Origin of the sequence: Mangrovibacter plantisponsor (genome assembly GCF_003182475.1) — a bacterium.
Classification (GTDB): Bacteria; Pseudomonadota; Gammaproteobacteria; order Enterobacterales; family Enterobacteriaceae; genus Mangrovibacter; species Mangrovibacter plantisponsor.
This window is the reverse complement of the sequence record NZ_QGTS01000005.1, coordinates 169,744-189,253: the sequence shown is the minus strand read 5'-3', so window position 1 is coordinate 189,253 and position 19,510 is coordinate 169,744. Positions and strand designations below refer to the sequence as shown.

Below are 19,510 nucleotides of genomic sequence, written 5' to 3'. Positions count from 1 at the left end.
CGGAAAAAGTCATGGAACGCGCGCTTTACAATGACTTCAGTTATGCTGGTTTCTGAATGTAAACGTATACACAAAGGATGGAACAATATGGTTTACCAACCGAATCCAGGCCGCTATGAAACGATGCGCTGGCGTCGCTGTGGGCGTAGTGGCTTACAATTACCACTGGTTTCACTGGGGTTATGGCATAACTTTGGAGAAAACAGCCAGCCTGAGAATTGCCGCCGCTTACTGCGCCGTGCTTTTGACCTGGGTATTACCCATTTTGATTTAGCGAATAATTATGGTCCACCGCCGGGTTCGGCTGAAACCCAGTTCGGTGCTCTGTTGCACAGTGATTTTGCAGCATTACGCGATGAACTGGTTATTTCAACCAAGGCGGGCTATACCATGTGGCCTGGCCCCTATGGTGACTGGGGGTCACGCAAGTATCTTATCTCCAGCCTGAATCAGAGCCTGAAACGGATGGGGCTGGATTATGTGGATATTTTTTACCACCACCGCCCTGACCCAAATACTCCACTGGAAGAAACGATGGGCGCTCTGGACAGTATTGTCCGCCAGGGTAAAGCACTGTACGTGGGTATTTCCAATTACCCGGCAGAGCTGGCACGTAAAGCCAGCCAGCTGTTGCGTGAAATGGGAACCCCCTGCCTTATTCATCAGCCACGTTATTCTATGTTTGAACGTACGCCGGAACAGGGCCTGCTGGATGTACTGGGGGAAGAAGGTGTCGGGTGTATTGCCTTTTCGCCTCTGGCTGGAGGGTTACTGACTGATCGTTACCTGAATGGCATTCCTGCAGATTCTCGTGCTGCCAGCACCAGTCGTTTTCTGACTCCGGACAACCTTACCCCTGAAAAACTCGCCATTATTGGTCAGTTGAATGACCTGGCTGCTCGTCGGGGGCAAAAACTGGCGCAAATGGCGCTGGCATGGGTGCTCAGAAATGAAAATGTGACCTCGGTGCTGATTGGTGCCAGTAAGACCAGTCAGCTTGATGATGCGGCGGGTATCGTGAATAACCTGACTTTTTCTGAGGAAGAAAAAGCTGATATTGAGACTATTCTTGGTGGAAATGGTCTGAAATAAACAAAAAATTAGGTTTTCTCTGATCCCTTCATGGCGAAATCTCCGTCATGATGCAGCTATCAGACCGGAAGGTCACGATAGTGAAGGAGTAAACCATGTTAAGGTCACTGATACTTGCTGCCGCAATTATGACGGCAGTGCCGCTGGCAGCAAGCGCCGCCGAAATTACGCTTTTGCCGGCGATTAAATTACAAATTGGCGACCGCGATAGCTATGGCAACTACTGGGATGGCGGCCACTGGCGTGACCGTGATTACTGGCGCCGTAATTATGAATGGCATGATGGTCGCTGGCGTCACCATGATAACGGGCGCCACCGTGGTTGGGATAAAGGCCGGGCTTATAAAGAAGGCTACCGGGACGGCTGGCATGACGGCGATGACCGGCGCGGCCCGCCACACCATCGCCACTGATCTTCGCTAAACAACCAGACACGCACCCGGCAAAACTTTGGTGGGTGCTTTTTTATTTAGCCGATTTACATTCCCGGGAATGCGCCCAGTAACAACCAGATATTCAATGCCACCACCACCAGCACAATCCCCCAGCCCAGCAGTTTGGTGTTACGGCTGTTAACCAGTTCGCCCATCAGCCGCGAATCACTGGTAAATACCAACAACGGAATCAGCGCCAGCGCAATACCGAAGCTCAGCAACACCTGGCTCATTACCAAAATCCGGGTGGGCTCAAGACCCAGCAGGATGACAACAAATGACGGGATCATAGTGACTGCACGCCGCACCCATAATGGAATGCTGAAGCGGATAAACCCCTGCATAACCACCTGCCCGGCCAGTGTTCCCACCACCGTAGAAGATAACCCGGCGGCAATCAGGCTTAAGCCAAATACCGTGGCCGCTCCATGGCTGAGTAACGGCTGCAGTGTCAGATATGCCTGTTCAAGATCGGCCACACCTGCATGCCCATTGAAATGGAAGGCCGCCGCCGCCGTTGCCATCATTGCCAGGTTAACAAACCCGGCAATTGCCATAGCAATACCGACATCCCATTTAGTTGCACGGTAACGTTCTTGCTTACTGCCATCATGCAGATACTGAGTCAGTGAGGAATGCAGGTAAATAACATGCGGCATGATAGTCGCACCCAACACACCAGCGGCGAGGAATACTGCCTCACCGGTTGGCAGCGCCGGGATAATCATGCCTTTTGCAAGGTCAGCCATGCGTGGCTGAGAGAAGATAAGTTCCACTATATATGCAGCAGCAACGAATAACAGTAACCCGCCAATAACACGTTCAAGTGGCTTCTGACCACGCCGCTGTAACATCAGGATGAGCCAGGTCGCAATGCCTGTCAGCACCGCCCCCTGTAGTAAAGACACCCCAAAGATCAATTTAAAGCCAATGGCGGCACCAATAAACTCAGCCAGGTCAGTGGCCATCGCGATGATTTCCGCCTGAACCCACCAAAACCAAACCAGTGGGCGCGGATAATGATCACGAATATGCTCCGCCAGGTTTTTGCCTGTCGCGATACCCAGTTTGGCCGAAAGAATCTGAATCAGCATCGCCATCAGGTTTGCCCAGACAACAACCCACAGTAACTGGTAGCCAAAACTGGCCCCCGCCTGAATATTGGTGGCAAAGTTACCCGGGTCAATATAGCCAATCGCGGCTATAAAGGCAGGCCCCAGCAAGGCGAGCCTGAGCTTTCTCACACTCCGTCCTTTTGTTTGTACGCTGCTGTTGGTCATAATCCGCCTCTAAATATAGCCTTTGCTATGTTTCATGCTAGCAAAACGATAATGATTATCAAGTTCATTTGGAGTGATAATCATGATTGTTGTGATAGCCGGGAACGATAGAAAAAAGGAAGGTTATATGTGTACTGTTACCCAATAGTACCGTGAGAGCAGGTTAACACAATGTAAATTTTTTGATTGCTATACGCAACTTTTATCATCTTTACCTAACATAACATTTCTGTATCACAGCTCACGATTTCGCCTTACCACCAAACAAGCGCCTAATAATGTGCTCTATGTCTCGTTTTATTCTTTTCTGTTGCATAGAATGTGCACGGAAATTTAACCTGCCTCAAATTTGGAGCAAACATGTCCCGCGTTCTGCACTTTATTTTAGCGCTTGCGATTGTCGCGCTACTGGCTTTGCTGGTCAGCCATGACCGCAAAAGCATCCGGCTTCGATACATTGTTCAGTTACTGGTAATTGAAGTTTTACTGGCCTGGTTTTTCCTGCATTCAGAAGCAGGTCTGGGCTTCGTTAAAGGCTTCTCTGAACTGTTCGAAAAATTGCTCAGTTTTGCTAACCAGGGTACCGATTTTGTCTTCGGGAAAATGAATGATCAGGGACTGGCTTTCTTCTTCCTGAAAGTTCTGTGCCCTATTGTGTTCATCTCCGCACTGATCGGGATTTTGCAGCATATTCGTGTACTGCCTGTGGTTATTCGCCTGGTGGGTACCTTGCTGTCCAAAGTAAACGGAATGGGGAAACTGGAATCTTTTAACGCTGTAAGCTCGCTGATACTGGGACAATCAGAAAACTTTATCGCTTATAAGGATATCCTCGGCAAAATGTCACGCAATCGCATGTACACCATGGCAGCAACTGCAATGTCTACGGTGTCTATGTCAATTGTTGGCGCTTATATGACGATGCTCCAGCCCAAATATGTTGTTGCCGCACTGGTACTCAACATGTTCAGCACTTTCATTGTTCTCTCACTAATCAACCCTTACCGCGTTGATAAAAGTGAAGAAAATCTGCAAATGTCTAATTTGCACGAAGGGCAAAGCTTCTTCGAAATGTTAGGTGAATACATTTTGGCTGGCTTTAAAGTGGCCATTATTGTTGCCGCCATGCTGATTGGTTTCATCGCACTGATTTCTGCGCTGAATGCATTGTTTGCAACTGTTCTGGGTATCTCGTTCCAGGGCATTCTGGGTTATATCTTCTACCCTGTAGCCTGGGTAATGGGCGTGCCGTCTAACGAAGCACTCCAGGTCGGCAGTATTATGGCGACCAAGCTGGTCTCCAACGAGTTTGTTGCCATGATGGACCTGCAAAAAATTGCCAGTTCACTGACACCGCGAGCAGAAGGCATTCTGTCTGTCTTCTTAGTGTCTTTCGCTAACTTCTCCTCAATTGGGATTATTGCCGGGGCGATTAAAGGCCTGAATGAAGAGCAAGGAAACGTTGTATCTCGTTTTGGACTGAAGCTGGTATACGGTTCCACACTGGTCAGCGTTTTGTCTGCTTCTATTGCTGCGCTGGTGCTGTAACCCCACCAGAGTATGAACTGACCATTCATGCTGACTTAAACAGGGAAAGTGTGTGCTTTCCCTGTTTACACCAACGCACCGCCTCAGGTTACTGAGGCTGGTACTGCATCACAGCCATCACGCCAGGAGCTCTGGCTTGCCAACCAGATACCCTTGCAGGTAATCCACCCCCAGGTTGAACAGCAATTCACGCTGCGCTGCTGTTTCAACAAATTCCGCCACCACATCCAGCCCGCGATACTTTGCCAGTGCACAAATAGACTGGACAATAATTACGTCCTCAGTGCTGCTCGTGATATTCCGGATAAAGCAACCGTCAATCTTGATAATATCGGCATCCAACCGTTTCAGGCGCTCATAGTTAGAGTAACCTGTACCAAAGTCATCAATCGCTATCATAAACCCGGCCTGGCGGAGTAGCTGAATATTACGCGCGGTATGTTCTGCAGTAGAAAATGCCTGTTCTTCAGTTACCTCAATCACAATGCGGCTGGCATCTACCTGGCTTTCAGTAAACAGGCGCACAATACGCTGAGCTGCGCCATTTTGCATAAGTGTAACCGGCATCAGGTTGACCGAAAAACGCCGTTTTTCCCCACGAACGACAGGAGACGACAAATAGTTCAATAACTTAGCCATAACCAGCATGTCAAAATGAACACTTAGATCACATTGCGTGATTATAGGGAGAAATGTATCCGGCATCATGATGCGCCCGTCCACCATCAGACGGCTGAGAATTTCGTCGTACCGTTCACCTGAGCGCCCGACAATAGGTTGCCCGACCAGCAGCAGTTGCCCGTTATCCAGTGCCTGCTTTATCTTCTGAAACAGCTCTACTTGCCCGGATCTTGCTGACATGACACTTTCAGGTTGTGTATCCAGCCCAATCACTGGCTCAAGAGCGTTAGTTTGTTCCGCCAGATAACTCAGTTGCCCCAACAAACGGTTCAGTTCACCAGGTCCGGGCATTATCCTGCCCCAGGCTGCCATATGCTCAATAGTCAGTTGCTGTTCTTTCCAGGGAACACGCCGCGCGTTCAGGATACTTACCATCTGACGCAAGCGCTTCTCATGGTTTCCTTCATGTAAATACAGTAACACTTCACACCCAATAAACTGGAAAACCCGCTCATTCGGGCGCAAGTGCACAGACAATGTCTGGTCCAGCAGCGATTTACAATGAGCCCGCATTAAGAAGCCATAGTGGCGGCCGAGGAACTCCAGGTTATTGAGCCGAATACAACAAAGTATGCCACCGGGGTGTGTTTTCATATGAGCATCCAGTGCTCGCAGGTTGGGTAACCAGGTCATAGGGTCTGTCAGTGCGTGGTTGTGCCACACCCGCTGTAACCGCGCGCCACGGTTATAGATGCGTATCATGTAATACAGGCAGACAGTAAATGCGATAAAAATTGATAATGTAAATGCCAGTACCGGCCCATAATTAATGCTGTGCACAAAATTCTTATTACACTGAATAAGGGCAAAAGCGGAAATCGCCCACAGAATGGCAATAAAAGTCGCTCCCGGGCTGCGGATCCCTACCGTAAAAATAAAAAATAATAATGGCAACATATATGCAGAAAACAGTTCACTGCTTACCGGGGAACAGAACATCCACATGAGAAAAAACAGGGCTGATAGCCAGACAACCGTTTTCGTTCTGCTTGCCGGTGAAAAATAAGGTTTAATCCTTACCAGCCACATTGCCCGTCTGAATGCCGGGCTTAACAATATCCTCAGAGAATAATAAATAGGGGGTGAAAACACCAAAGCAGAAATAATAAGACTTTGCACATCAATAACATTGAACAAATAAGATGTCATACCAAAATAAGGCGACAACTCATCAGAAAATGATACAAACATGCCTGTCAGATACATTAGCGCTTTTATTAAACACGGAGCAGCAAACCCAAGCGCACAAATCAGTATCGTGCCATTACGCCCCATAATATCGTACCGCCAGCGCCGCCCTGCCCACCTTCTCAGGGCACCACAAACCGCGATAACAGGCACCAGCACACAGCCTATAAACAGCAAGGTTAGCCAGGGCGATTCAGCGGAAAACAGCCATAAATAGACAGCAACAGTAGCAATAGTAAGAGGAATGGCAGCAGTGCGCCCCCAGAGTAATAACACAGAAATAATAACACTCAGGGGGAGCCAGCTCAGGTAGTTTGGTTCACCATCAATCCAGGTTGAGGGTGAAAAATGGCGGGATACAGCAATAAGAACAGTGCTTATTATAAAAATAAACAATTTCCTCTGTATCCGCTTAAAAAAAACATCCCTTTTCATTAACAAATCCCTTTACCGTTATCATTACCCTATACCGGTACACCGCTAATTATTTGATTAATTACGCGTCTTGTGAACCGCCAACACACCGAAGCCAGGTTTAACACAACCGACATATCTGGTGCTCGTGATATATTATTTATATTTATAATTTCGGGCAATGAACCATTCACCAAAATACATAATTGCCCTGATAAATAATAAAACATCAAAAAAGAAGAGAAAAAAAGACAAAGGAATACAAATAAAGAGATTTTGAATGAAAACGAGAAATATTCACATGAGCAAAGTGCTCAAGCAAACTGGTTGCACTGGTTACTACCTTTGCGACCAGTTTTCGTTAAGTAGAACCCGGTAGCCATAACCAGGGGAATCTGGCGCTGAATATAAACGCTGAATATAAACGCTGAATATAAACGCTGAATATAACCAGGGCGTTCACCTGCCTGGTGCTGGTAGCGCCTGGTGGCCGTAACCCGCTCATGACGCCGCAACCAGTAATAAGTATGAAGTATTACGTGTGAGATAATAGTTTACTCACCCAGGGCAGAGCGAAGGAACAACAAAGCCTCAACTACCCGCCATTGGTGAATAAAAAAAACACCTGCATCTCTGAGAGACCAGGTGTTCTTTTTTGCCCTGTTACACAGAGCCAACGAATTTTGGTGGAGCTAAGCGGGATCGAACCGCTGACCTCTTGCATGCCATGCAAGCGCTCTCCCAGCTGAGCTATAGCCCCACGATTTCAGGAAACAACGACTGTGTTATTTACGCCAAATAAAGCGTAATACCAACAATGAGTTGGTGGAGCTAAGCGGGATCGAACCGCTGACCTCTTGCATGCCATGCAAGCGCTCTCCCAGCTGAGCTATAGCCCCAATCCTGAACACGTTTCCGTGTTGACGGGCGGCATGATATGCAACCCCTTGTCTGGTGTCAACGATGAAAAGGGGCATCCTGAATCAAACGCTGAAAAAGCCAGCAAATCAGGCTTTTTTTTCGAGGTACCCCCAGTTCCAGGAATTCGAATCACAAAATCACGTTAAAGGATGCTATAAAATCGTCATGTAATGCCGGGTTAATAGAAAAAACAAGGACATTGAGATGCTCAAGGACCAGATAACGTCAAGTAAACTGTCAGCTGTGGCTGACTTTAGCCCCCACATCATCAATTCATCGGTAGCTGCCTGTATCTGGCACTCCCCTGGTGACCAGGCAATGCAAAAAAGCGTGGCCATTTTAGTAAGAACACGCCAGCAGATACGGAACTTTTTGTTTAAAACCATTCACTGTGTGGTGTGCCATCCCGCAACGGGTAAGCAGGTGAACAGATAATGAATATATTTAAAAGCAAAATGACACCGGCGGAATTGGCACAACTTGTTGGCTACAAGCCTCAGACGATTAATAAATGGATCAAGAAACATGGCTGGCAAACGTCACAGATTAAAGGGGTGAAAGGTGGCAAAGCCCATGCAATACATATGACGCAGGAAGTACGCCGTTTTATGCTCAGCACCCGCAATTTGCGCCAGGCGGCAGATCACCCAGAAGCCATTCCTTTATCACTTATTTCTGTTGAATCCCCACTGATGGATGATGATTTTTTCAGTTCGCAACTGATGTCAGTACTGTTTCAAATGAGCGAAGAAGAAAGGCGAGGGCTCCTGGCGTTACTGGCACGAGAAGGTATTTCAGGCATGCTATCACGCCTGCAATTAGCTAATTCCACCCATGGTGAGTAAAGCCCTGAGCCGTGTAACTACCTGGCTTCCCTTGTTGTTGCAAAACCGGATAGTGCTTAACGCAGCCCAAAGTAAGGCATGTAAAACAAAAAAACCGGCTCACTGAGCCGGTTTTTCACAAACAGGTAGCAGAGCTTACTGCTGTGCTTCACGCTGTGCAATAAAGCCCAGCGCCTGCTGAATACGAGCCAGGCTGCGGGTTTTACCAATAGCATGAACAGTCACATCCAGTGCCGGAGATTGCCCCGCACCAGTAACCGCTACACGCAGAGGCATCCCCACTTTACCCATACCCACTTCCAGTTCATCTGCCGTTGACTGAATAGCGTGGTGAATGTTTTCCGGAGTCCATTCAGCAATTGCAGACAGTTTCTCACTAACCACTTCAAGCGGCTGGCGGGCAACCGGACGCAGATGTTTCTTCGCTGCATCAGCATCAAATTCACTGAAATCTTCATAGAAGTAACGGCAGCTTTCAGCAATTTCTTTCAGAGTTTTGCAACGCTCGCCCAGCAGTTTCACCAGGTCGGCCAGTTGAGGGCCTGTCTGGGTATTAATATTTTGCTGTTCAATATGCCACTGCAAGTGCGTGGCAACATATTCAGCCGGTAAGGTATTAATGTAATGGTGGTTCAGCCACAACAATTTGTCGGTGTTGAAAGCACTGGCAGATTTACTCACCGCTTCCAGCGTGAACAATTGTTTCATTTCATCAATAGTGAAAATTTCCTGATCGCCGTGTGCCCAGCCCAGTCGAACCAGGTAGTTCAGCAACGCTTCTGGCAAATAGCCTTCATCGCGGTACTGCATAACGCTTACTGCACCATGGCGTTTAGATAATTTTTTACCGTCATCACCCAGAATCATAGAAACATGGGCGTATTCCGGTACGGGTGCTTTTAACGCTTTCAGGATGTTTATCTGACGCGGAGTATTGTTGATATGGTCTTCGCCACGAATAACGTGGGTAATCCCCATATCCCAGTCATCTACCACAACACAGAAGTTATAGGTCGGGGAGCCGTCGGTACGGCGGATTATCAGGTCATCCAGTTCCTGGTTGCTGAACTCAATAGGGCCACGAATTTTATCATTAAAGATAACGGAGCCTTCCTGAGGGTTAGCAAAACGCACAACATGGGGTTCATTTGCGTCATGATGGCTGTGATCATGGAGGCAGCGCCCGTCATAACGTGGTTTATCACCCTTTGCCATCTGGTCTTCGCGCAGTTTCTCCAGGCGCTCTTTAGAGCAGTAGCATTTATATGCTGTCCCTTCTTCCAGCATTTCATCAATGACCTTGTTATAACGGTCAAAACGTTTGGTCTGGTAGTACGGGCCTTCATCCCAATCCAGACTCAGCCAGTTCATTGCATCCATAATTGCATCAATAGCGGGCTGAGTGGAGCGTTCAAGGTCGGTATCTTCAATGCGCAGGACGAACTCGCCCCCCAGATTACGGGCATAAAGCCAGGAATATAAGGCAGTACGGGCACCACCAACATGCAGGTAACCAGTTGGACTTGGCGCAAAGCGGGTTTTGATTTTCATTAAGTGGCCTTAATACGTAAATATGCCGGAACACGGCAAATGCCGGGAAAACAAAGTGGGCAATATTCTACCACTGTATGCTGATTCCTCAATCTTGAGTCTGTCTGTGTGAACAGAAAGGTGACTTTTTGCTGGTTAATCTTATAAAAACGGGCATTTCGTCACCATGATGGCTAAATTTACGACGAACAAATAAAAACTTTAGAAAAGGCGTTGACTCATTTCGTTCTCTCCCTATAATGCGACTCCACACAGCGGGGGTGATTAGCTCAGCTGGGAGAGCACCTCCCTTACAAGGAGGGGGTCGGCGGTTCGATCCCGTCATCACCCACCACTTTTAATGTGGTTCCCGCAGTGTAAAGCAAGAAATTGAGATTGGGTGATTAGCTCAGCTGGGAGAGCACCTCCCTTACAAGGAGGGGGTCGGCGGTTCGATCCCGTCATCACCCACCAATCTCACCAGCTGGATTTCTTGCAATGAAGTAATGCAGTACCGAAGTGGGTGATTAGCTCAGCTGGGAGAGCACCTCCCTTACAAGGAGGGGGTCGGCGGTTCGATCCCGTCATCACCCACCACTTCGGGTCGTTAGCTCAGTTGGTAGAGCAGTTGACTTTTAATCAATTGGTCGCAGGTTCGAATCCTGCACGACCCACCAATGTAGAAAGGCGCCCTAAAGGCGCCTTTTTGCTATGCGTAAAAAGTGCAGAATGAGAACCTGCTGCAGGTTCGAGCCGAGCGAAGCGAGACAACGTTGCCAACGGCAACGGCCCGCAGGGTGAGGCCTACGGCCGAATTATCCTGCACGACCCACCCAAAATGCATAAAAAGTGCAGAATGAGAACCTGCCTTTCCCCCGGACTCATCCCATATCTTCCTGCCAGCACAATCCGTATTATCATCAATAAAAAGGATTCAGTCTGTCAGGAAAAACCATGAGTAAACCCATCATCACGCTTAACGGGCTAAAAATTGTCATCATGCTGGGAATGATGGTTATCATCCTCACCGGTGTGAGAATTGCTGCAGAAATAATCGTGCCATTCGTTCTGGCAATATTTATCTCCGTTATTCTTAACCCCGTCATCCAGTATATGGTGCGCTTACGCGTCCCCCGGGCACTGGCTATTTTTACATTGATTTCATTGACCATTTTCTTGGTCGTTGTGCTACTGGCTTATTTGGGTACCACGCTTAACGATTTGGCGCGCACCCTGCCCCAGTACCGAACGTCATTAGTGATACCTCTGCAGACCATTGAGCCCTGGTTGCAGCGGGCCGGGATAAAAGTCTCTGTTGAGGAACTCATCAAATATATTGACCCCAACTCCGCTATGACCTTTATTTCAACGTTGCTAACCCAGCTATCCAGTGCCATGACCAGTATATTTCTGCTGCTACTGACAGTGGTATTTATGTTACTGGAAGCCCCTCAGTTGCCAACAAAACTGCAATATACCTTGTCACGTCCCAATGCCGGTATGGCAGCTATGCAACGGGCTATCGACAGTGTGTCCCGTTACCTGGTATTGAAAACTGCCATCAGCCTGCTAACCGGGTTAATCGTCTGGCTAATGCTACTGGTGCTTGGTGTACAGTTCTCCTTTATTTGGGGCCTGCTGGCGGTAGCGCTGAATTTCATTCCCAATATTGGATCGGTGCTGGCAGCCATTCCGCCGATTTTGCAGGTACTGGTCTTCCGGGGTGTGTACGATGCGCTGACAATAATGGCGGGCTATATGGTGATTAACCTGGTTATCGGTAATATTCTGGAGCCACGTATGATGGGGCGCGGATTGGGTTTATCCACTCTGGTGGTTTTTTTGTCATTGATCTTTTGGGGATGGTTACTGGGAGCCGTAGGAATGCTGCTCTCCGTGCCACTAACTATTGTGGTGAAAATTGCTCTGGAACAGTCTGAAGGGGGCAAGCGTATTGCCATGCTGCTGAATGACGTACCGAACTATAAGTAAAAACAATCCCCCTGGAGCAAAGCTTCAGGGGGTTACGTATGGGGGATTACGGGCGGTATACTTTTACGTTGGCAAACCCTTGCTCACGCAGGTAAAGGGCCTGTAACCGGCTCATTACGCCACGCTCACACCACAACAAATAGTTTTTGCTCTGGTCGAGGTCACCAAATTTGGTGCTCAGTTTGTAAAAAGGCAGTGACGCCACCTCCACTCCATCCACAGCGAATGGTTTGTCTTCCTGCTCATCAACCGAACGAATATCCAGTAATACATCGTTTGGCCCAAAACCGTTTACGGTCTCAACTTCAACCACGACTTCATCGGTTTGTGTGGCGATATCGCGAATATCCATATTCACTGCATTCTCTACCACCTGGTCGAGGATGCTGAAATCAAAATGGGCTTCTTCCGCCTCAATTTTAGCTTTCACCGCTTTTACTGTCGGGCTTTTGGATATAACACCGCAGTATTCAGGCATGGTACGGGCAAAATCTTCAGTACCAATTTCACGCGCCAAATCGATAATGTGTTCTTTATCCCAGGAGATCAGTGGGCGCAGTACCAGCGTGTCGCTTACATTGTCGATAAGCCGCAAGTTAGTCAGCGTCTGGCTCGATACCTGCCCCAGCGCTTCACCTGTCACAATTGCCTGGACACCGTAACGCTCTGCAACTTTGGATGAGGCGCGCACCATCATACGTTTCAGTACCACGCCCATCTGGCCGTCATCCACTTTTTCGAGGATTTCACCCACAACGGGCTCAAAGTTAATCGCAACAAAACGTACACGGTGCGAACTGCCGAAGCGGTTCCACAAATAGTGTGCAACCTGGCGAACCCCAATTTCATGGGCGGCACCACCAAGGTTAAAGAAGCAGTAATGCACCCGGCAACCACGGCGCATCAGCATATAGCTGGATACACCTGAATCAAAACCACCAGAAATCAGTGACAACACATCTTCCTGGGTTCCAATTGGGAAGCCGCCAATCCCTTCATAGCGCCCTTCAACAACCAACAGCCTGTCGTCTTCAATTTCCAGGTTGACCGTCACATCGGGTTTCGTCAACTTCACTTTAGCTGACTCGATGTGCTGATTCAGGCCACCGCCAACATAGCGCTCAACCTCAATAGAGCTGAACGAGTGTTTGCCACGGCGCTTAACACGAACACAAAACGTTTTATTTTCCAGTTGGGAACGGTAACGATCCAGCGTCTGCTCGAAAATATTGTGCATGTCAGTGAACGGCAGGTCTTCCACCTCAAGAATATGGTGGATACCAGGAATACGGGTCAGCGCATCACGAATTGTTTCGCGTTGTGTTTCGTCTTTCGCGCGTACAATGATGTGGTCCCAGTGGCGGACAACAGCAAGGTCTTCATCGTAATGCTTGAGAACGTTACGGATGTTTCCGGTCAGAATCTTAATGAAGCGCAACCGCACAGATTGGCTTTTGATGGTGATTTCCGGGAACAATTTAATGATAAACTTCATGGCGGCAAGGATTCGTTGGTCAGCCTGCATAAGCGGGCAGGAAAATGAAGAACTGCTGGCGAAAGGCCAGCATCCGAAAGCGCGACAGTATATCATCATTGTGAAACTGCGCACATAACCTGGCCTGGATACATTATTTGCTTATCATTTTTACTCCGCTACCATGTGGCTTAGTAAAGGTGACTTAATCAGGAAGCTGTATTCGCTATGCCGAAGAAAAATGAACAACCCGCCAGCTTTGAAACGGCGCTGCAAGAACTGGAAACCATTGTTTCCCGTCTGGAAAATGGCGACCTTCCGCTGGAAGACGCGCTCAACGAGTTTGAACGTGGTGTACAACTGGCTCGCCAGGGCCAGCAAAAATTACAGCAAGCCGAGCAACGCGTACAAATTTTGCTGTCGGAAAATGAAAACGCACCGCTGACTCCTTTCAAGCCGGATGCCGAATAACAATGGATTTTAATCAGTTATTAACTGTGTATGCGGCCCGGGCAAATACGGCAATAGCCGGTTTTATCAATACATTACCTTTTCAGGGTTCTGCATTGGTTGGCGCTATGGAATATGGCGCACTCCTCGGGGGTAAGCGCCTGCGTCCTTTTCTGGTTTATGCCACCGGGAAAATGTTGGGTATGCCACTCAGTGTGCTGGACACACCTGCCGCGGCCATTGAATGTATCCACGCTTACTCATTGATCCATGATGATCTGCCGGCCATGGATGACGACGACCTGCGCCGTGGGCAGCCAACCTGCCATATTCGTTTTGGCGAAGCAACCGCCATTCTCGCAGGCGATGCCCTGCAAACCCTGGCTTTCTCTATCCTGAGTGATACCGACATGCCCGGTGTTTCTGATTCTTCCCGGGTGGCAATGCTCCGTGAATTAGCCAGTGCCAGTGGTGCTGCAGGAATGTGCGCAGGCCAGGCACTGGATCTTGAAGCTGAAGGTAAGCATGTTGATTTGGCGGCACTTGAGCGTATTCATCGCCATAAAACCGGCGCACTGATTCGTGCAGCTGTACGCCTGGGCGCGTTGAGTGCAGGTGAAAAAGGCGCTGCGGCATTACCTTTACTGAGCCAGTTTTCAGACAATATCGGGCTTGCTTTCCAGGTCCAGGATGACATTCTGGATGTCATCGGTGATACCGCTACGCTTGGGAAACGCCAGGGGGCAGATATTCACCTTGGCAAAAGCACCTACCCGGCTTTATTGGGGCTGGAGCAGGCACAAACCCGGGCACATCAACTGTGTACTCAGGCACTTGAGGCCCTTGCCGGTTTACGTGCACAACATCTGGATACACAGCCGCTGGAAGCACTTGCACATTTTATAATTCAAAGGGATAAGTAAACACCGGGTTAGCATGATGTAAACGCATGCTAAATACGGGATAATGTCTCTTACCGGGAGGATGCCGCCGGGCGGTATCCTGTTTCCCATTATTACCATATGAGTCTCTGATGAGTTTTGATATTGCCAAATACCCGACCCTGGCGCTGGTTGACTCCCCGCAAGAGTTACGGCTGTTACCACGCGAAAGTCTGCCTAAAGTGTGTGATGAACTGCGCCGCTATTTGTTGGACAGTGTCAGCCGCTCCAGTGGGCACTTTGCTTCGGGCCTGGGCACCATTGAACTGACAGTGGCCCTGCACTATGTCTATAACACACCGTTTGACCAGTTGATTTGGGATGTCGGTCACCAGGCATATCCACATAAAATTATCACTGGCCGCCGCGATAACATTGGTACCATTCGTCAGAAAGATGGGCTGCACCCTTTCCCGTGGCGCGAAGAAAGTGAATACGACGTGTTAAGCGTCGGGCACTCATCCACTTCGATTAGTGCCGGGCTGGGCGTTGCTGTTGCCGCAGAAAAAGAAGGCAAAGGCCGCCGTACTGTGTGTGTTATTGGCGATGGCGCCATCACTGCAGGTATGGCGTTTGAAGCGATGAACCATGCGGGTGACATCAAATCCGACATGCTGGTTATTCTCAACGATAACGAAATGTCGATTTCAGAAAACGTGGGCGCGCTGAATAACCACCTTGCACAATTGTTGTCTGGCAAGCTCTACTCCAGCCTGCGAGAAGGCGGTAAGAAAGTGTTCTCTGGTGTACCACCTATTAAAGAATTACTGAAACGCACTGAAGAACATATTAAAGGCATGGTGGTTCCCGGAACCTTGTTTGAAGAACTGGGCTTTAACTATATTGGCCCGGTTGACGGCCATGATGTGGCAGGGTTAGTGAGCACCCTGAAAAATATGCGCAGCCTGAAAGGGCCACAATTTCTGCATATTATGACCAAGAAAGGCCGTGGTTACGCTCCGGCTGAAAAAGATCCCATTTCATTTCATGCGGTACCTAAATTCGATCCGCAAAGCGGCACACTGCCAAAAGCGACTGCCACTCAGCCCAGTTATTCGAAAATTTTTGGTAACTGGTTATGCGAAACAGCCAAACAGGATGACAAGCTGATGGCGATTACGCCAGCCATGCGGGAAGGTTCCGGCATGGTCGAGTTCTCCCGCCAGTATCCTGACCAGTATTTTGATGTCGCCATTGCTGAACAGCACGCCGTAACTTTTGCGGCAGGCCTGGCAATTGGTGGCTATAACCCGGTCGTCGCCATCTATTCAACATTTTTACAACGTGCTTACGACCAGTTGATTCATGATGTTGCCATTCAGAAACTGCCGGTGCTGTTCGCCATAGACCGGGCTGGTATTGTTGGTGCCGATGGTCCAACACACCAGGGCGCGTTTGACCTGAGTTTCCTGCGCTGCATTCCGGGCATGGTGATTATGGCACCGAGTGATGAAAACGAATGCCGCCTGATGCTGCACACGGGTTATCACTACAAAGATGGGCCGTCTGCAGTGCGTTACCCTCGAGGCAACGCGCGTGGTGTTCCACTTACACCGCTGGAAGTATTGCCTTTGGGTAAAGGCCGCCTGTTACAGGAAGGCAAGGATATTGCGATTCTGAACTTTGGCACACTGTTGCCAGAGGCTGAGCATGCTGCGCAGGAGTTGAATGCCACCCTGGTGGATATGCGCTTTGTGAAACCTCTGGACGAAAGCCTGATCCTGGAACTGGCAAGCCGCCATTCTGCACTGGTCACGCTGGAAGAAAATGCGGTGATGGGGGGTGCCGGCAGTGGGGTTAATGACGTTCTGATGGCACACCGCCAACCGGTTCCTGTTCTGAACCTGGGGCTGCCAGATACCTTTATTCCGCAGGCGACACAGGATGAAGCCCGTAGTGCTCTTGGTCTTGATGGCCCGGGTATTACACAACGCATCCGTACATGGCTCGGATAAAACTGTCTTTTACTGCTCTCCTTTCCTCTCCTGCTATGCTTAAAGCAAACTTTTTCTCATTGCAGGAGAGGAGTCATGGAATACACCACGCTGGGTAAAACCCACCTTCGCATTTCCCGTTTGTGTCTTGGTTGCATGACATTTGGTGAACCAGAGCGTGGGCGACACGCCTGGACCTTGCCAGAAGAAAGCAGCCGCGACCTGATTCAGTACGCCCTTGGCCGGGGTATTAACTTTTTCGACACTGCCAACAGCTACTCCGATGGCAGTAGTGAAGAAATCGTTGGCCGGGCATTGCGTGACTTTGCTCGCCGGGAAGATGTCGTCGTCGCCACCAAAGTCTACTTCCCTGTAGGCGATTTAACCGAAGGCCTGTCACGCAAGCAAATTATGCGTTCTATTGATGACAGCCTGAAACGCCTTGGAATGGAGTATGTAGACCTGTTGCAAATCCACCGCTGGGACTACAACACGCCACTGGAAGAAACCCTTGAAGCACTGCACGATGTCGTTCAGTCCGGCAAAGCGCGCTTTATTGGCGCATCATCCATGCATGCCTGGCAATTTGCTAAAGCACTGTTCACCCAGCGCCAGCACGGCTGGAACGAGTTTGTTACCATGCAGGACCAGTACAACCTGATTCAGCGTGAAGAAGAGCGGGATATGCTGCCATTGTGCTACGACCAGGGCGTTGCCGTTATACCATGGAGCCCACTGGCTCGCGGGCGTTTAACCCGCCCGTGGGGAGAAAATACAGCCCGTTCAGTATCTGATGAGTTCGGTAAAAGTCTGTATCAGTCCAGTGAAGCGAATGACGAACAAATTGCCCAGAGAGTGGCCGCAATCGCCCGCGACAAAGAAGCCAGCCGTGCCCAGGTGGCTCTGGCATGGTTGTTAAGTAAACGAGGGGTTGCCGCACCAATTATTGGCTCATCGCGCAAAGAGCAGCTTGAAGACTTACTGAATGCTGTAGATTTGAAACTCAGTGAAGAAGATATTGCCGAGCTGGAAACACCTTACCAGCCGCATCATGTAGTTGGCTTTCGTTAACTATCGGCACAACCTCATGTCCGCACAGAACGAGAGGATGTCACCCAATAAAAAGCCAAGAAAATCAATTCATTGATTTTCAGCTGCCAACTAAAAAGAAGGAAAACCACGCTTTTTCCTTCTTTTTCATCAATATGAACCAGCCCCCGGTTACAGGGGCTGGTTCAGAGCTCAGCTCAGTAAACCAATGGGCCAGTAATGGCCACATAAATACAGTGCTGCAGCAGCGATAACCCCGGCAACGATGTCATCTACCATAATGCCCATGCCGCCATGCACATTTTTGTCAAACCAGCGGATGGGCCAGGGTTTCCACATATCGAAAATACGGAACAGTACAAACCCTACTGCCACCCAGCGCCAGTCATTGGTGGGGAGTGCCATCAGGGTTATCCACATGCCGATGAATTCATCCCACACAATACTCCCATGGTCATGAACCCCCATGTCACGAGCCGTTACGTGGCATAAATAGACCCCAATGCAGATCCCTAACATTAGCACCAGAACATACAGTTGCCAGGGCAGGAAGCTCAGCAAATACCAGAAAGGAATAGATGCAAGGGACCCCATCGTGCCTGGGACTATCGGGCTTAAACCACTGCCAAAACCGGTCGCCAACAAATGCCAGGGGTTGGATAACCTAAGGCGACGTTTGGCCGCGGCTTTCTCAGATGGTTGCAAAGTGGTCATATCCATGTAACTCCAGTTGTACCGGCTTTCCTTGTTGCATCAGCATCAGCCCGTCGCTGGCAACGGTCATTTGCCCTACACAAGTCCAGGGAATGCCTAAATGACCAATTGCCACGTCCAGCGCTCCACGGTTAACTTCCGGCACCGTAAAGCATAGCTCGTAATCTTCCCCTCCGGCCAGCGCCCACTCCTGCGCCTGCTCCATTGAAGTACTGGCTTTGAGTGCGTCAGAAAGCGGCAGGTTATCCAGCTCCAGGCGGGCACCACAGCCACTGGCTTTCAGTATGTGACCCAGGTCAGAAATCAGGCCATCGGAAAGATCGATAGCACTGCTGGCCAGATCCCGTAACGCCTGGCCGTGAAGAATCCTCGGTTTAGGGCGCAGATGCCGGCTCACCAGCCAGTCAGCATGGACCTTATCTTCCACCTGCAAACGTTTCTGAAGAATTGCCAGCCCGGCAGCGCTGTCGCCAGGTGTACCGGTCACGTAAATCCAGTCTCCCGGGCGTGCGCCACTGCGCTTCAACGCTCTGCCATGAGGAACAAATCCATGAATACCCAGAGTCATCGCCAGAGGGCCTTTCGTGGTGTCCCCACCGATTAACTGCATATCATAGTAACTGAGTTGCTCGAACAGACTGTCACTGAAAGCGGCAAGCCAGCTCTCGTCTACATTTGGCAGGGTTAGTGCCAGAGTAAGCCAGGCAGGGTCTGCCCCCATTGCCGCAAGGTCACTAATATTTACCGCCAGTGCTTTACAGGCAATATCGGCAGGCGCCATATTAGGAAGAAAATGAATACCACTCACCAGCGTATCAGTGCTGATCGCGAGGGTCTGGCGTTCAGGAACAACCAGTAAGGCACAGTCATCGCCAATACCTGTTTCCACATCCCGCCGCGAACTGCTGACACGATTGAAATAGCGGTCTATTAACGAAAATTCACCGCAAGCCATACAAAAAGCCTCAACAGATAAAAAAACAAAGGCCGGGAAACCCGGCCAATGACAACAATGCTGGTGC

16 protein-coding genes, 6 tRNA genes and 1 other RNA gene are annotated in these 19,510 nt (G+C 49.4%); 15 read left to right on the top strand and 8 right to left on the bottom strand.

All coding sequences use genetic code 11. The annotated features are described in order from the left end of the window. Positions 1–87: 87 nt before the first annotated feature. On the top strand, positions 88–1,092 hold the full coding sequence (gene mgrA / locus DES37_RS09645) for an L-glyceraldehyde 3-phosphate reductase (RefSeq protein ID WP_036116137.1): 1,005 nt from the start codon (positions 88–90) through the stop codon (positions 1,090–1,092). 95 nt (positions 1,093–1,187) lie between these two features. Continuing rightward, positions 1,188–1,505, top strand: coding sequence for a DUF2502 domain-containing protein (locus DES37_RS09640; RefSeq protein WP_036116155.1), 318 nt, complete (start codon positions 1,188–1,190; stop codon positions 1,503–1,505). A 65-nt stretch (positions 1,506–1,570) separates the two neighbouring features. Here DES37_RS09640 and DES37_RS09635 read toward each other — a convergent pair whose 3' ends face one another. Next, positions 1,571–2,806: an Nramp family divalent metal transporter gene (locus DES37_RS09635; protein ID WP_036116157.1), complete on the bottom strand. Its 1,236-nt coding sequence runs from the start codon at positions 2,804–2,806 to the stop codon at positions 1,571–1,573. Between the two features lie 360 nt (positions 2,807–3,166). On the opposite strand from DES37_RS09635, the gene DES37_RS09630 reads away from it, so the two are divergent. Beyond that, positions 3,167–4,354, top strand: coding sequence for a NupC/NupG family nucleoside CNT transporter (locus tag DES37_RS09630; RefSeq protein ID WP_036116160.1), 1,188 nt, complete (start codon positions 3,167–3,169; stop codon positions 4,352–4,354). A gap of 117 nt (positions 4,355–4,471) precedes the next feature. On the opposite strand, the gene DES37_RS09625 is transcribed toward DES37_RS09630, so the two are convergent. The 3 genes from DES37_RS09625 to DES37_RS09610 form a co-directional block, all read right to left on the bottom strand. Beyond that, positions 4,472–6,619 (bottom strand): sensor domain-containing phosphodiesterase, encoded by a 2,148-nt coding sequence (locus DES37_RS09625; protein WP_170123753.1) that lies wholly within the window; start codon positions 6,617–6,619, stop codon positions 4,472–4,474. Positions 6,620–7,321: 702 nt separating this feature from the next. Beyond that, a tRNA-Ala gene (locus DES37_RS09615) sits at positions 7,322–7,397 on the bottom strand. A gap of 63 nt (positions 7,398–7,460) precedes the next feature. Further along, a tRNA-Ala gene (locus DES37_RS09610) sits at positions 7,461–7,536 on the bottom strand. A gap of 456 nt (positions 7,537–7,992) precedes the next feature. Between DES37_RS09610 and DES37_RS09600 the strand changes: the two genes are divergently transcribed. Beyond that, the gene (locus DES37_RS09600) at positions 7,993–8,403 is read left to right on the top strand and encodes a YfeC-like transcriptional regulator (RefSeq protein WP_110025655.1); all 411 of its coding nucleotides are present in this window, start codon (positions 7,993–7,995) and stop codon (positions 8,401–8,403) included. A 135-nt stretch (positions 8,404–8,538) separates the two neighbouring features. On the opposite strand, the gene gltX is transcribed toward DES37_RS09600, so the two are convergent. After that, positions 8,539–9,954 carry a glutamate--tRNA ligase gene (gene gltX / locus DES37_RS09595; RefSeq protein ID WP_036116164.1) on the bottom strand — a complete coding sequence of 472 codons (1,416 nt, stop codon included), beginning with the start codon at positions 9,952–9,954 and terminating at the stop codon, positions 8,539–8,541. Positions 9,955–10,212: 258 nt separating this feature from the next. Here gltX and DES37_RS09590 point away from each other — a divergent pair. The 6 genes from DES37_RS09590 to DES37_RS09565 all read left to right on the top strand — a co-directional run bounded on the left by DES37_RS09590 (position 10,213) and on the right by DES37_RS09565 (position 11,925). Next, a tRNA-Val gene (locus DES37_RS09590) sits at positions 10,213–10,288 on the top strand. Between the two features lie 43 nt (positions 10,289–10,331). Further along, positions 10,332–10,407 (top strand) — tRNA-Val (locus tag DES37_RS09585). A 47-nt stretch (positions 10,408–10,454) separates the two neighbouring features. Continuing rightward, positions 10,455–10,530 (top strand) — tRNA-Val (locus DES37_RS09580). Between the two features lie 4 nt (positions 10,531–10,534). Then, positions 10,535–10,610: transfer RNA gene (locus DES37_RS09575), tRNA-Lys, on the top strand. Between the two features lie 31 nt (positions 10,611–10,641). Then, a non-coding RNA gene (locus tag DES37_RS09570) (RtT sRNA) lies at positions 10,642–10,768 on the top strand. 119 nt (positions 10,769–10,887) lie between these two features. Next, positions 10,888–11,925 (top strand): AI-2E family transporter, encoded by a 1,038-nt coding sequence (locus DES37_RS09565; RefSeq protein ID WP_036116166.1) that lies wholly within the window; start codon positions 10,888–10,890, stop codon positions 11,923–11,925. 46 nt (positions 11,926–11,971) lie between these two features. Here the strand turns inward: DES37_RS09565 and thiI are convergent, their stop codons facing one another. Further along, positions 11,972–13,420: a tRNA uracil 4-sulfurtransferase ThiI gene (gene thiI, locus DES37_RS09560; RefSeq protein ID WP_110025654.1), complete on the bottom strand. Its 1,449-nt coding sequence runs from the start codon at positions 13,418–13,420 to the stop codon at positions 11,972–11,974. Here thiI and DES37_RS26040 point away from each other — a divergent pair. The 5 genes from DES37_RS26040 (at position 13,407) to DES37_RS09540 (ending at position 17,795) form a co-directional block, all read left to right on the top strand. Continuing rightward, positions 13,407–13,538 carry a hypothetical protein gene (locus tag DES37_RS26040; protein ID WP_281271477.1) on the top strand — a complete coding sequence of 44 codons (132 nt, stop codon included), beginning with the start codon at positions 13,407–13,409 and terminating at the stop codon, positions 13,536–13,538. The genes thiI and DES37_RS26040 overlap by 14 nt on opposite strands. Positions 13,539–13,627: 89 nt before the next feature. Further along, positions 13,628–13,870, top strand: coding sequence for an exodeoxyribonuclease VII small subunit (gene xseB, locus DES37_RS09555; RefSeq protein WP_036116168.1), 243 nt, complete (start codon positions 13,628–13,630; stop codon positions 13,868–13,870). Positions 13,871–13,872: 2 nt separating this feature from the next. Continuing rightward, on the top strand, positions 13,873–14,772 hold the full coding sequence (ispA, locus tag DES37_RS09550) for a (2E,6E)-farnesyl diphosphate synthase (RefSeq protein ID WP_110025653.1): 900 nt from the start codon (positions 13,873–13,875) through the stop codon (positions 14,770–14,772). Positions 14,773–14,882: 110 nt separating this feature from the next. Continuing rightward, positions 14,883–16,745 (top strand): 1-deoxy-D-xylulose-5-phosphate synthase, encoded by a 1,863-nt coding sequence (dxs, locus tag DES37_RS09545; RefSeq protein WP_036116170.1) that lies wholly within the window; start codon positions 14,883–14,885, stop codon positions 16,743–16,745. Positions 16,746–16,820: 75 nt separating this feature from the next. After that, positions 16,821–17,795: an aldo/keto reductase gene (locus tag DES37_RS09540; RefSeq protein ID WP_036116171.1), complete on the top strand. Its 975-nt coding sequence runs from the start codon at positions 16,821–16,823 to the stop codon at positions 17,793–17,795. A gap of 171 nt (positions 17,796–17,966) precedes the next feature. Here the strand turns inward: DES37_RS09540 and pgpA are convergent, their stop codons facing one another. Both pgpA and thiL read right to left on the bottom strand, forming a co-directional pair. Next, positions 17,967–18,488 (bottom strand): phosphatidylglycerophosphatase A, encoded by a 522-nt coding sequence (gene pgpA / locus DES37_RS09535; protein WP_036116173.1) that lies wholly within the window; start codon positions 18,486–18,488, stop codon positions 17,967–17,969. Then, entirely contained in the window at positions 18,466–19,443 is a 978-nt protein-coding gene (gene thiL / locus DES37_RS09530; RefSeq protein ID WP_110025652.1) for a thiamine-phosphate kinase, read from the bottom strand. The genes pgpA and thiL overlap by 23 nt, the downstream gene beginning before the upstream one ends. Positions 19,444–19,510 lie beyond the last annotated feature (67 nt).

Coding starts and splice junctions, on each gene's coding strand:
- DES37_RS26040 (WP_281271477.1), top strand. CDS start 13,407: ATGATAAACTTCATGGCGGCAAGGATTCGTTGGTCAGCCTGCATAAGC.
- ispA (WP_110025653.1), top strand. CDS start 13,873: ATGGATTTTAATCAGTTATTAACTGTGTATGCGGCCCGGGCAAATACG.
- DES37_RS09630 (WP_036116160.1), top strand. CDS start 3,167: ATGTCCCGCGTTCTGCACTTTATTTTAGCGCTTGCGATTGTCGCGCTA.
- pgpA (WP_036116173.1), bottom strand. CDS start 18,488: ATGACCACTTTGCAACCATCTGAGAAAGCCGCGGCCAAACGTCGCCTT.
- DES37_RS09565 (WP_036116166.1), top strand. CDS start 10,888: ATGAGTAAACCCATCATCACGCTTAACGGGCTAAAAATTGTCATCATG.
- gltX (WP_036116164.1), bottom strand. CDS start 9,954: ATGAAAATCAAAACCCGCTTTGCGCCAAGTCCAACTGGTTACCTGCAT.
- DES37_RS09635 (WP_036116157.1), bottom strand. CDS start 2,806: ATGACCAACAGCAGCGTACAAACAAAAGGACGGAGTGTGAGAAAGCTC.
- dxs (WP_036116170.1), top strand. CDS start 14,883: ATGAGTTTTGATATTGCCAAATACCCGACCCTGGCGCTGGTTGACTCC.
- DES37_RS09600 (WP_110025655.1), top strand. CDS start 7,993: ATGAATATATTTAAAAGCAAAATGACACCGGCGGAATTGGCACAACTT.
- xseB (WP_036116168.1), top strand. CDS start 13,628: ATGCCGAAGAAAAATGAACAACCCGCCAGCTTTGAAACGGCGCTGCAA.
- DES37_RS09640 (WP_036116155.1), top strand. CDS start 1,188: ATGTTAAGGTCACTGATACTTGCTGCCGCAATTATGACGGCAGTGCCG.
- DES37_RS09540 (WP_036116171.1), top strand. CDS start 16,821: ATGGAATACACCACGCTGGGTAAAACCCACCTTCGCATTTCCCGTTTG.
- thiL (WP_110025652.1), bottom strand. CDS start 19,443: ATGGCTTGCGGTGAATTTTCGTTAATAGACCGCTATTTCAATCGTGTC.
- thiI (WP_110025654.1), bottom strand. CDS start 13,420: ATGAAGTTTATCATTAAATTGTTCCCGGAAATCACCATCAAAAGCCAA.
- mgrA (WP_036116137.1), top strand. CDS start 88: ATGGTTTACCAACCGAATCCAGGCCGCTATGAAACGATGCGCTGGCGT.